Below are 12,414 nucleotides of genomic sequence, written 5' to 3'. Positions count from 1 at the left end.
CCGCGCTCCCCCGAACCCCTCCGCTCCCTAGACTCGACCACATGACCAAGGTGAATCTCGAAACCAACTACGGACCGATCGTGCTCGAGTTGGACGACCAGGCCGCGCCGAACACGGTCGCCAACTTCGTCAAGTACGTGAACGCGGGCCATTACAACGGGACCGTGTTCCACCGCGTCATCCCCAACTTCATGATTCAGGGCGGCGGCTTCGAGCCGGGCCTGAAGCAGAAGCCGACCCAGGCGCCGATCCAGAACGAGGCGACCAACGGCCTCAAGAACGACAAGTACACCGTCGCGATGGCCCGCACCAACGACCCGCACTCGGCCACCGCCCAGTTCTTCATCAACGTCTCCGACAACGCCTTCCTCAACCACTCGGCCCCCCAGGGCCAGGGCTGGGGCTACGCGGTGTTCGGCAAGGTCGCCGACGGCACCGAGGTCGTCGACAAGATCGCCGCCGTCTCCACCGGCAGCGCGGGCCCGCACCAGGACGTCCCCGTCGACGACGTCATCATCGAATCCGCCACCATCGCGTAGCTTTTCGATAGTGCACCGGGCCGTCACCGCGACAATCGGTGGCGGCCCGACCGCGTTCGATTAGACTTTACGAATTGAGTAGAGTCACCTCGACGGTGTTCGGAGGAGCGCGTGATGACTGCCGAGACAGCGCCCCCGGCCTGGATGCACGAGCAGATCACCGCGGCGGAATACGATTCCTGGTCCGAGGAGCAGTGTGCGGGTATCGAGATCGTCGACGGGATGGTCGTTGTGAGCCCCAGCGCCTCCAAACGCCACAATCGCCTGGCCCGGATCCTGGCCAACGCTCTCGATGATGCAGCTGGTCCGGAATGGAACGCCGACACCGATTTCGACGTGCGGCTCCAGGATGTCCCGTTGACCAACCGCCGTCCCGATGTCGTCGTCTATCGGGCGGATACCCTCGATCTCACCCCGACGCGCCCGGAGCACGTTCTGCTCGTCGTCGAGGTCGTCTCCCCCGGTTCGGAGACCACCGACCGCGTCGTGAAGGTGGACCAGTACGCGAAGGCAGGCATCGCCTTCTACTGGCGCGTCGAGCAGGCCGCGACCGGCGTGCCGTTGGTCTACACCTACATCCTCGACCCGGCGACCAGGTCCTATCGGACCGGCGACATGTTCACCGGCGTCATCAAGACCACCGCACCGTTCCAGACCGAGATCGACCTCGGCACCCTCTGACCACATCGACCAGCGTCACCGGCCATACCTCTCCACATCAGTGCGGATCAGGACGCCCAGGACTTGAGCGGTTCGGTATCCAGGGTGATCCCGACCGGGTCCGGGATGGGGACCTCGGCGCCGAACGGCTGGATCAGAATGCGCTCGTATTCACCGTCGACCGGGTTGCTGCGCACCACGACGCAGCCTTTCTCGCGGTCGATGAGCAGATATACCGGGATGCCGGTCCTGGCATAGGCGCGCGGCTTCTCGCTGCGGTCGCGGCGGTCGGTGTCCTGGTCGTGGGAAGTCACCTCGACGACCATCAGGACCGGCTCGGGGTCGGCCCACTCCGGCTGGCCGGCGAAGATACCGGTCGGCGCGAGGGTGCCGTCGGGTCGCGCCCGGCCGGTGCGGTAGGAGTCGATCTTCAACCCACGTTCCGGGAACAACCACAGTTCGGGCCGCAGTCCGAGCAGGATGCGCATGAGCCACTCGAGCACACAATCGTGATCGCCGTCCGGCACCGCCTTCGCCCCCAGCTTCCCCTCGACGAACTCCAGCCGAACCCCCTCCGAGACACGCCCAGCCACCCGAGCGAGTTCCTCGAACTCCTCGGGAGTCATCAGCGGTGCGCGCGCTGCGGTCATGACCCAACGATACCCAGCGGCACCGACAACCGGGCAGTTCCCGGCACTACGCCGACGAGAACTCGACCCGGTTCATGCGAGGAAATCTGCGATATCTGCGGGGGTGATATTCCGGTGCGGGCGCGCATCGGCGGTACCCACCAATGGAAAGCTCACGCGGCGCCGCGGCGACGGCGATGCCCCGACCTCACGCGCCAGTGCTTCGGCTATGAGCTCCTCGAGGCTGATCCCGCGTGCGGCAGCGGCCAGGTCGGCGGCCTGCATCAAGCTGGGCGATAGTTCAACCGTTGTGCGCACAAGGTCATTATCGCTCCAGTGCGCAGGCCGGTCGAGGACGACGGCCCGCCCGGACTGTTCCGGGGCGGGCCTGGCCGGGGGTTGCCTACAGGGGCAGGACGTGGTGTTTGCGGGGGTTGCGGACGATCTTCTTGTCTTCCAGCAGTTTCAGGGCGCGGCGGATTTCGAGGCGGGTGGTGGACGGCTCGATGACCGCGTCGATGAAGCCGCGTTCGGCGGCGATCCACGGGGTGGCGATATTGGTGTTGTAGAAGTCGATCAGGTTCTGGCGGACCGCGGCGCGCTGATCTTCGGGGGCGGCGGCGATCTGGGCGGCGCCGATCAGGCTGACCGCGCCCTCGGCGCCCATGACGGCGATGCGGGCGGTGGGCCAGGCGAGGTTGACGTCGGCACCGAGCTGCTTGGAGCCCATGACGGCGTAGCCGCCGCCGTAGGACTTGCGCACCACCAGGGTGATCTTGGGGACCGACGCCTCGACATAGGAGAACAGGAATCGGCCGCCACGCTTGATCACGCCGACCTTCTCCTGTTCAACACCGGGCAGGAAGCCGGGGGTGTCGACGACGAAGATCAGCGGGATCTCGAACGCGTCGCACAGCCGAACGAAGTGCGATGCCTTGTCCGAGGCGCGGGCGTCGAGGGCGCCGGCGGCGGCCATCGGCTGGTTGGCGACGACGCCGACGCTGCGACCGTCGACCCGGGCGAAACCGGTGATGATGTTCGGCGCGGTGCCCTCGCTGATCTCCTTGAATTCGCCGTCGTCGAAGATGCGCAACAGGATGTCGTGCATGTCGTAACCGGCGTTGTCGGAGTCGGGCATGATCGAATCGAGTTCGCGATCGGAATCGGTGATCTCCGGTTCCAGGCCGGGATTCACGATAGGTGGCAGTTCCTGGCAGCTCGACGGCATGAAGCTCAGGTACTCGCGTACCCACTGGAAAGCCGCGGCCTCGTCCTTGGCGACATGGTGGATATTGCCGTTCTCGGCCTGGGCACGAGCGCCGCCCAGCTCCTCGAGGCTGACATCCTCGCCGGTGACCTGCTTGATGATCTTGGGACCGGTGACGAACATCTTGGTGTCCTCGGTCGCCACGACGACGTCGGTGCAGATGGGCTGATACACCGCGCCACCAGCGCAGTTACCGAACAGCACCGAGACCAGCGGGACCATGCCCGAGAGCGGCTCGACATTGGTGGCCAGCCACGCGGTCCAGGCGAGCGAGCTGATCGCGTCCTGCACGCGCGCGCCACCGGAGTCGTTGATACCGACCAGCGGGATGCCGACCTTGGACGCGTACTGCATGAGCCCACACAGTTTGCGGCCGAACGCCTCACCGACCGAACCGCCGTACACGGTCTGATCATGCGAGAACACTGCGACCGGACGGCCATCGACCAGCCCGTGCCCGGCCACGACACCATCGCTGTAGAGCGCCGTCGGGTCGCCCGCGGTGCGCACGAGCGCACCGATCTCGACGAACGTGCCCGGGTCCATCAGCATGTTGATCCGGTCGCGGGCGCTGGGAATACCCTTGCGCGCGCGCTTGTCGATCCCCTGCTGGCCCGCAGGTTCTTTCGCGAGCTCCAGCCGCTCGTGTAGATCAGCCAGCTTTTCGGCGGTGGTGCTCACTTCTCTCCCTTTGCGGAAATCGCGGCCAGCTTGGCGGCGAGGTCGGCCCCGATCTGGCCGATCCGCGGTTCGTCGACGATCTGGAGGTGGTCGCCCGGGATGTGGACCACCTCGAGGTTCGAAATGTACTCGTCCCAGCCTCCGTTGGGGCGGCGATCCGCGTAGCGCGGCTCGAGCTCGATCGCACCGTCGTGGTAGCGATCGGCCAGGTAGAGCACGACGTCGCCGTCGTAGCGGCTGGGATCCTTCTGCTCCAGCGCGCGGTTCTCGATCCAGGAATGGCGCTGGTGCTCGAGCACACCGCCGGGGATCTTGGCGCCGGAGAGCTTGATCAGGTCGCTGATCATCGCGAACTGCTCGGCATCGCTGACTGCCGCCAGTTCCTCGATCTGCTGCCGGTCCAGCTCGGAGGGCACGTTGTAGGTCTTCTTGGCGAAGGCCTGGTACCGCTCGAGGCGCGCGATGCGGCCCTCGAGGGTGTTGTCCTCAGGCTCGACGGTCATGGCCAGGTCGATCAGGCCGACGTGGCGCACGTCGGCGCCTTCCTCGCGCAGCATCTGACCCACCTGCAGGGCCAGCACCGCGCCCAGCGACCAGCCGAACAGCACGTACGGGCCCTCGCCCTGGATCTTGCGCAGCTCGGGCAGGTACTGGCGGGCCCGTTCCTCGATGGATCCTTCGACCCGCTCGAAGCCGTACATCGGGGTGTCGGCGGGCAGCCGCTTCAGCAGCGGCTCGTAGACGAGAGTGTTGCCACCGGCGGGATGGAACACGAACACCGGTGTGGCGGTGGAACCTTCGGCTCGCGCCCGCAGCGGACGGATGAAGCCGTCCACATCGGCGCCGCTGTCCTGCAGATTGCGCACGACCTCGGAGAGCTGCTCGATGGTCTCGCAGTCGAGCACGTCGTCGACGGTCACCTCGGCCTTGACCCGCTCGGTGAGCCGGGCCGCCATCTTCTCGGCGACCTCCTCCTCCAGGATCGGCAGGGTGTTGAAGATGCCGCCCGGTGAGGCGCCCGTGACGACCGCCCAGGTGGCGTAGGCCAGGCGCTCGGCAGCGTCACGTGGCGGAACATTGTCCTCGTCGCCGGCCGGGGCGGAGTAGTCCACATCGGGCAGCGCCTGCTCGGTCGAGCCGTTCGGCTGACCGGCGGCCGTCGACGGCTCGGCAACCGCTTGCGCGATATCGTCGGCAGCTGCCGACGACGACTCGGCACCGGACGACTGGCTGGCGGCCGAAGTCTCGACACCGGCAACGGACTGGTCAGCCACCGTATCGGCATCGGTGGACGGCAGTTCCGCACCGGCAGCCTTGGCGGCGGCCAGCGGATCATCACCAGCCGCGATCGCCGCACGCGCGGCCTCGACGAAGTTGGCGTCGACGCCCAGCTCGACATCCTCGCCCGCCGCGCGGGCAGCCGCCTGTTTCTCCGCCATCGCCGCGACCTCGTCGCGATGCTCGATCGCGTAGCGCAGCACCTTCGACACCTCGTTGAGGCTGGCATCGCGCACGGCCGAGACCTGCAACTGCGGGATATCGAACTCGTATTCCACGCGGTTCTTGATGCGCATGGCCATGAGCGAGTCCAGGCCGAGTTCCATCAGCGGGATCTCCATCGGGAGGTCCTCGACGGCGTAGCCCATGGATTCGGCGACGATGACGCACAGCCGCTGCTCGATGGTCTCGCCGCTGTCGGGGCGCCAGCGGTCGCTGGTGGCCACGGCGATCTCGGCGGCGGTCGGCTCGGGCTCGGTGGCGGCCGGGGCAGCGAGGGTCGCGACCGGTTCGGGCAGTGCGGCGCCGGAGGTGACGACCGCGTCGAACAGCAGGGTGAAGCCGGCGGGTGTCTTGGCGTGTACCTGCACCGAGGCGCCACCGAGGTGCGGGGTGAGCGTGGTGGTGAGGGTGCCGGTGCCCGGCAGCGTGGCGTGCGGGTGCGTGACCGTGACGGCCACGTCCGAGAGCACCTGCGCGGCAGCGGCCTGCACGAGCGCGGTCAGGTCGGTGACCGAACCCGCCTGCACCTCCCAGGCGTGGCGGCCGTCGGGCATGGCGACGTGCGCGCCGGGCACGCGGGTGTTGCCGCTGCCCGAGGACATGGCGACCTTGGGCCAGTACGGCTTGCGCACGAACACCGTGCGCGGCACATCGGCGTAATCGCCCTGCGGCAGCAGCGAACTCAGGTTCACCGCGTGGCCGTGCACATAGAGCTGGGCGAGCGCGCCGATCACACCGGCGGACTCGTCCTCCTTGCGCTTGAGGGTCGGGATGAGCTGCGCGTCGTGCACACCGGCGGCGAAGGTGGTGCCGAGCACCTGCATGAGCGCGACGGAGTTGGGCGCCAGCTCCAGGAAGGTGGTGTGCCCGGAATCGACGGCGGCCTTGATCGCGTGGGTGAAGTACACCGACCCGCGCATGTTCTTGACCCAGTAGGGCTCGTCGTGGACCGGCTCGGAACCGGCCTTGAAGAACAGGCCCTCGTGCACGGTCGAGTAGAGGCCGGCCGTCAGCTTGGTCGGCTCGATGCCGGCCAGTTCGGCGGCCAGCTCGCCCAGCAGCGGGTCCATCTGCGAGGTGTGGCCCGCGCCGCGGGTCTGCAGGATGCGAGCGAACTTGCCCGCGGCCTCCACCTCGGCGACGATCTGCTCGACCTGCTCGCGCGGACCACCGATGACGGTATTGGTCGGCGCGGCGTACACCCCGACCTCCACATCGGGGAAGCGCGGCAGCAGCTGGGCCACATCGTGGGCGCTGAGCTCGACCAGCGCCATATTGCGCACGTCGTCGTCGCTGAGCATCTGCTCGCCCTCGCCCATCAGCCGCGATCGGGCGCAGATCACGCGCACCGCGTCCTCGAGGCTCAGACCACCGGCGATGTAGGCGCCGGCGACCTCACCCATCGAATGACCGACCACGGCGGCGGGTTCGGCGCCGTGTGCGCGCAGCACAGCGGCCAGGCCCAGCTGGGTGGTGAAGATGCCGACCTGGCAGGTGCCGACGTCGTAGTCCTGCTCGTCGTCGAGGAACATCTCGCGAATCGAGTAGCCGGCTTCGTCCTGCACCAGCTCGTCGACCTGATCGACCGTTTTACGGAAGATCGAGTTCTCGTTGTAGAGCTGCTTGGACATCTTGCGGTGCTGCGCGCCGAAGCCACACATCACCCAGATCGGCGCGGCGGCGGCCGGGGAATCGGCGGTGAACACGCCCGCGCCGGGCTTGCCCTCGGCGATGGCGCGCAGACCGGCGACGGCCTCGTCGTGCGTCTTGGCCAGCACCACACCGCGCGAACGCTGATGGCTGCGCTTGGCCAGCGCGCGGGCGACATCGGTCAGCGGCACATCCTTGCCCGCTCCCTCGAGCCAGTCGGCCAGCTCGGCGGCGGCGCGCTTACGGCGCGACGGCAGGTAGGCGGACACGGCCAGGATCACCGGCAGCGGTTCGGCGCGCTCGCCGTCCCACTCCAGCACGGGCGGCGCCGGTTCGACGGCGGCCTCGGTGATGGCGACGGCCTCGGCGACCACATCGGTGGTCTCGGAGCCCTCGACCTCCTCGGCGGCGACCTGCGCGGGAGTCACGTCCTCGACCTCGGGCACGGCCGGGGCAGGCACGTATTCCTGCAGGACGATGTGCGCGTTGGTGCCACCGAAACCGAAACCGGAGATGCCGACGGTCGCGACGCCGCTGTAGCGCGGGTACTCGGTCGGGGAGTCGACGATCTTGAGGTTGGCCTGCTCGAACGGGATGTACGGGCTGGGGCCGGCGTAGTTGATGTTCGGCGGAATCACATTGTGCTGGAACGACATCAGCACCTTCGCGAGGCTGGCCGCGCCCGCACCCGACTCGAGGTGACCGAAGTTGGTCTTGGCCGAGCCGAGCAGCACCGGCTTGTCGGCGTCGCGGCCACGGCCGACGACGCGACCGAGCGCATCGGCCTCGATGGGATCGCCGATGGGGGTGCCGGTGCCGTGCGCCTCGATGTAGTCGACGGTCGAGGGGACGATGCCCGCGTCACGGTAGGCGGCGCGCAGGACGTCGGCCTGGGCGTCGGGGTTCGGCGCGAAGAGTCCGTTGGACCGGCCGTCGGAGTTCACCGCGGAACCCTTGATGACACCGAGGATGTTGTCGCCGTCGCGTTCGGCGTCGGCCAGCCGCTTGAGCACGACCAGCCCGGCGCCCTCGGAACGGACCATGCCGTCGGCATCGCTGGAGAAAGCCTTGATGTGGCCGTCCTTGGCGACCGCGCCGTTCTGGTCGAAACCGAGCGTGATCACCGGGGCCAGGATCATGTTCACGCCACCGGCCAGCGCCACCTCGGCCTCGCCGCTACGCAGGGCGCGGACCGCCTGGTGCACGGCGACGATGGTCGAGGAGCAGGCCGTGTCGACGGTGACCGACGGACCACGGAAGTCGTAGAAGTACGAGACACGGTTGGCGATCACACCTGTGGACGCGCCGAGCAGGGCATAGCCCTCGGCCGAGACCGGCAGGCTCGGATCGCGATCACCCAGGCCGAGCGCGGCCAGCAGCGAGAAGTCGTGCGTGGACGCGCCGACGAACATGCCGACATTGCCGCCCTTGAGCTCACTGGCCGGGATCCGCGCATGCTCGAGCGCCTCCCAGGTGAGCTCCATCATCAGCCGCTGCTGCGGGTCGACCCGCTCGACCTCGACCGGCGACATCGCGAAGAACTCCGCGTCGAAGCCCTTGATCACGTCCTGGTCCAGATAGCCACCGAGGGTGTTACCCGCCTCGACGACCTGGGCGACATTCGGATCGCCGAGGAACTCGGCCCAGCGCCCCTCCGGCAGCTCCCGGATCGCGTCACCGCGACCGATGATGAACTCCCAGGTCGACTCGGGCGTAGTGCCCGCACCCGGCAGCCGCGTCGACAGACCGACGACCGCGATGTCGTGCGCCTCGCTCGGGGTGAACCCGGCGGTGTAGTCCTCGTCGTTCTCGGCGGCGACCTCCGGCTCACCGTTGACGATGATCTCGGCCAGCGACGCGATGGTCGGATGCTGGTAGATCACCGTCGGGGCGAGCGAGACACCGGCGTAGTCCTCGATGTCGCCACCGAGGGCGAGGGCATCGCGCGAGGCCAGCCCGAACTCCTCCATCGGCCGGTCGACGGTGATCGCGTCGACCGACTGCCCGGTCGCGTCCGCGACCCATTTCCGCAGCCAGTCGCGCACCTCGGCGACCGAGTGATCACCCCCTCGGGGGTTCTCCGCGGGAACGTCGGGGTTCTGGGGGGTGGGCGTGCCCTCGTTGTCAGCCATCAATCCTCAAGCTACCTGTCTGCGTACAGGGCGCGCCGTGGAATGACGCCCGGCATGGTTGCCACGCCGAGCGTCATCACCGAACCGTCTCGCCGATTACTCTTCTGGTGCATCGGGGAAAGCCTGCTGGGTGTAACCACCGCGCAGCGTTCCCTCGAGGTAGGCGGCCTTGCAGGCCCGCCGGGCGATCTTGCCGCTGGAGGTACGCGGGATGGATCCCGCGGGCACCAGCAGGATGTCACGGGCGGTGACACCGTGGCGCTGCGAGACCGCGGCACGCACGGCGTCGGCGATCGGGGCCGGGTCGGCCTTGCCCGCGCCGGGACCGCGCTCGGCGACAATGACGAGCTGTTCGGAGGCGTCGTCGGCGTCGAACTTCAGGCCGGAGTGGCTGTCGGCGCCGAAGACCTCGGCGGGCAGCTGGTTGGCAGGCACCGCGAAGGCGGCGACGAAACCGGGCCGCAGCGCGGTGGAGGCCTCCTGCGCGGAGAACTCCAGGTCCTGCGGGTAGTGGTTGCGTCCGTCGACGATCACCAGGTCCTTGACGCGGCCGGTGATGTAGAGCTCGCCGTCGTAGAACACGCCGTAGTCACCGGTGCGCAGCCAGTCGGCGTCGGCGTCGGTGCCCTCGGCGTGACTGCCTTCGGCGATACGCGAGGTGACCTTGTTGCGGAAGGCCTTGGTCGACTCGTCCGGGCGACCCCAGTAGCCGATGCCCATGTTGTTGCCGTGCAGCCAGATCTCACCGACGTACCCGTCGGCGAGCTCACGGCCGCCCTCGGGCGACTCGACGGTCTCCGGGTCGACGATGGTCGCCCACTGCGACAGCGCCACATAACCGCAGGCGACCTGCGCGATGGCGTTCTCGTCGGACTGCTCGACGCGCACCATCCGACCCGCGTTCAGCTCGTGCCGGTCGACGTAGATGACCTTGGCCTCGTCCTCGGACTTGGTCGCCGAGACGAACAGCGTCGCCTCCGCCATGCCGTAGCAGGGCTTGATCGCGGTCTTGGGCAGGCCGTAGGGGGCGAAGGCGTCGTTGAACTTCTTCATCGACGACACCGTCACCGGCTCGGAGCCGTTGATCAGGCCGATCACGTTCGACAGATCCAGCGACTCGCCCGCCTTGGGCAGACCGCGCGCGGCGGCGTGCTCGAAGGCGAAGTTCGGGGCGGCGGCGAAGGTGCCAGCGCCGTCGGAGACCGCGGCGAGCTCGTTGATCCAGCGCGAGGGGCGGCGCACGAACGCGCTCGGCGACATGATGGTGATGTAGCGGCCGCCGACCGCGGGCAGGATGACCGTCAGCAGGCCCATGTCGTGGAACAGCGGCAGCCAGGTGACACCGCGCGAGTTCCAGTCCAGGCCGATCGCCTTGACCATCTGCAGCAGGTTGGTGCCGACCGCGCGGTGAGTGATCTCCACACCGGCGGGCACCCGGGTCGAGCCCGAGGTGTACTGCAGGTAGGCGATGTCGTCGATCGCGGTGTCGGGGCGGATCCAGGAGTCACCGAGGGTGTCCGGGATCGCGTCGACGGCGATGATGCGCGGGCGCTGCGCGGCGGGCAGCGAGCGGAAGAACTGACGCACACCGGCGGCCGATGAGGTCGCGGTGAGGATCGCCGAGGGCTCACAGTCGCCGAGCACGGCGTGCAGCCGGTCGGTGTGGCCCGGCTCGTCCGGATCGAACAGCGGCACCGCGATGGTGCCCGCGTAGATCGCGGCGAAGAAGGAGATCACGTAGTCCAGACCCTGCGGGGCCAGGATCGCGACCCGGTCGCCCGGGTTGGTCACCTGCTGCAGGCGAGCGGCCACCGCGCGCAGCCGGGTTCCGAACTCCTGCCAGGTCAGCTCGTGCACCTCGCCGTCGCGTTCCCGCGAGTAGTCGATGTAGCGGTACGCGAGCGTGTTCGCATCGTTACGGGTGTGCTTCTCGACGTGATCGACCAGGGTCCGACCCTCGGGAATGATGATGTTCCCGGTCTCGTCCAGGTAGTCGTCGAAAGTCTCTTCCATTCCTTCTTCTCCTCCGAGGACCGGACACCGGTGAATATTCCAACGCGCTGGGGGCGTTGACACCTGTGCGGCCTCGACTCGCTATCGCCACCGGCACCGAGGAGCACGGATGAGCGTGCGTCCTGACAACCTGCGGATTTTCGAGCGGTCTGCGCGGTGACCGCTATCGGCTAGATGTTCTCAAACCAGAGTCATGTTACAGAGAACCCCCGCTCAGTCCTCCCGCAGCAGCGGAATGACAGGGGCGAAAGCATCCATCTGGGTGGGGAAGATGCCTACATACGACATCGAAGTGAGTTGGCGCACACGCTTGATCTGCTCGGCGATTTCCTCGAACGTGCCGATCGCGACGTAGGGCGAGTTCAGCATCTGGTCGACGGTGAGTTCCACGTCGACCTCCAGATTCGGGTGCAGACCTCGGTCGATCGCGCGCAACGCCATCTCCGCGGTCTTCTCCCGGTCGTCGGTGATGACGATGGCGGTGATGGCCCAGTTCAGCTCGATATCGGCGAACCGGTCACCGGCAGCCTCCTTGACGATTTCGATCTTCTCGATCGTCTTCTCGAGCGTGATCCCCGACAGCAGGCCCTTGCCGTTCTTGGTGGTCTGCGGGACCACCGAGACGATATCGGCGTGCTTGGCCGCCAGCGCCAGCATCTTCGGGCCGCCGCCACCGGTACACAGCGGCGGACGCGGGCCCTGGCGCGGCCGGGGGGTGCCCTTGACGCCGCGCACCTGGTAGTGCTTGCCCTCGAAGGTGCATTCCTGGCCGCGCAGCAGCGTGTCCAGGATGGTCAGCGTCTCGTCGAGTTTCTCCAGCCGGACACCGGGACGCTCGAACGGGATACCGGCGTCGTCGAACTCTTCCTTGATCCAGCCCGCGCCGACGCCGACCTCGAGGCGGCCCTTGGACAGCACGTCGATGGTGGCCAGGTCCTTGGCCAGCACGACGGGGTGCCGGAAACCGTTCGCCAGCACCGAGGTGCCGAGGCGGATCTTGTCGGTGGCCTGGGTCAGCGCGCCCAGCGCGGCGATCGGACCGATCTGGTCGCCCAGGTGATCGGGCACGACGAAGGTGTCGTAGCCCATCTCCTCGGCTTCCTGCGCGGTCTGCACGAACTTGCGCGCGCCGCCCTCCTGCTTGTTGCCCTCGCCCGCCGCGGCGAAGCGGAACGGACGCAGCGGCGTACCCAGCGCGGTCAATTCACCGACGGGTGCGGCAGCTTCGGTCATGAACTCTTCGCTCCTGGCTGTGCGATGTACTCGGGCGCAATCACCAGCGCACTTTACAGCGTGTGGGCGAAAGGGAGTGCGGTTGTCACAGCGAGGCATGATCCATGGCA

At 67.8% G+C, this 12,414-nt stretch carries 7 protein-coding genes; 2 read left to right on the top strand and 5 right to left on the bottom strand.

Features of this window, described 5'->3' with window-relative positions:
- Positions 1-41: 41 nt before the first annotated feature.
- Positions 42-539 (top strand): peptidylprolyl isomerase, encoded by a 498-nt coding sequence (locus ACFXK0_RS04395; protein ID WP_379408316.1) that lies wholly within the window; start codon positions 42-44, stop codon positions 537-539.
- Between the two features lie 114 nt (positions 540-653).
- On the top strand, positions 654-1,220 hold the full coding sequence (locus tag ACFXK0_RS04390) for a Uma2 family endonuclease (RefSeq protein WP_379408315.1): 567 nt from the start codon (positions 654-656) through the stop codon (positions 1,218-1,220).
- 47 nt (positions 1,221-1,267) lie between these two features.
- Here ACFXK0_RS04390 and ACFXK0_RS04385 read toward each other — a convergent pair whose 3' ends face one another.
- The 5 genes from ACFXK0_RS04385 to ACFXK0_RS04365 all read right to left on the bottom strand — a co-directional run bounded on the left by ACFXK0_RS04385 (position 1,268) and on the right by ACFXK0_RS04365 (position 12,304).
- Entirely contained in the window at positions 1,268-1,849 is a 582-nt protein-coding gene (locus tag ACFXK0_RS04385; protein WP_379408314.1) for a Uma2 family endonuclease, read from the bottom strand.
- 382 nt (positions 1,850-2,231) lie between these two features.
- Positions 2,232-3,776, bottom strand: coding sequence for an acyl-CoA carboxylase subunit beta (locus ACFXK0_RS04380; protein WP_379408313.1), 1,545 nt, complete (start codon positions 3,774-3,776; stop codon positions 2,232-2,234).
- Positions 3,773-9,058 (bottom strand): polyketide synthase Pks13, encoded by a 5,286-nt coding sequence (gene pks13, locus ACFXK0_RS04375; protein WP_379408312.1) that lies wholly within the window; start codon positions 9,056-9,058, stop codon positions 3,773-3,775. The genes ACFXK0_RS04380 and pks13 overlap by 4 nt, the downstream gene beginning before the upstream one ends.
- Before the next feature lie 96 nt (positions 9,059-9,154).
- A complete protein-coding gene (gene fadD32, locus ACFXK0_RS04370; protein WP_379408311.1) occupies positions 9,155-11,071 on the bottom strand; it encodes a long-chain-fatty-acid--AMP ligase FadD32 in 1,917 nt (638 codons plus the stop codon).
- Positions 11,072-11,284: 213 nt separating this feature from the next.
- Positions 11,285-12,304 (bottom strand): LLM class F420-dependent oxidoreductase, encoded by a 1,020-nt coding sequence (locus ACFXK0_RS04365; protein WP_379408309.1) that lies wholly within the window; start codon positions 12,302-12,304, stop codon positions 11,285-11,287.
- Positions 12,305-12,414: the final 110 nt, after the last annotated feature.

The organism is Nocardia sp. NPDC059177 (assembly GCF_042755165.1).
GTDB lineage: Bacteria > Actinomycetota > Actinomycetes > Mycobacteriales > Mycobacteriaceae > Nocardia.
The sequence above is the reverse complement of the archived record's forward strand: the minus strand, read 5'-3'. Positions and strand labels throughout refer to the sequence as shown.

What these genes read in the sequence shown, in the direction of transcription:
- ACFXK0_RS04395 (WP_379408316.1), top strand. Translation starts at nt 42, where the DNA reads ATGACCAAGGTGAATCTCGAAACCAACTACGGACCGATCGTGCTCGAG.
- ACFXK0_RS04390 (WP_379408315.1), top strand. Translation starts at nt 654, where the DNA reads ATGACTGCCGAGACAGCGCCCCCGGCCTGGATGCACGAGCAGATCACC.
- ACFXK0_RS04385 (WP_379408314.1), bottom strand. Translation starts at nt 1,849, where the DNA reads ATGACCGCAGCGCGCGCACCGCTGATGACTCCCGAGGAGTTCGAGGAA.
- pks13 (WP_379408312.1), bottom strand. Translation starts at nt 9,058, where the DNA reads ATGGCTGACAACGAGGGCACGCCCACCCCCCAGAACCCCGACGTTCCC.
- fadD32 (WP_379408311.1), bottom strand. Translation starts at nt 11,071, where the DNA reads ATGGAAGAGACTTTCGACGACTACCTGGACGAGACCGGGAACATCATC.
- ACFXK0_RS04365 (WP_379408309.1), bottom strand. Translation starts at nt 12,304, where the DNA reads ATGACCGAAGCTGCCGCACCCGTCGGTGAATTGACCGCGCTGGGTACG.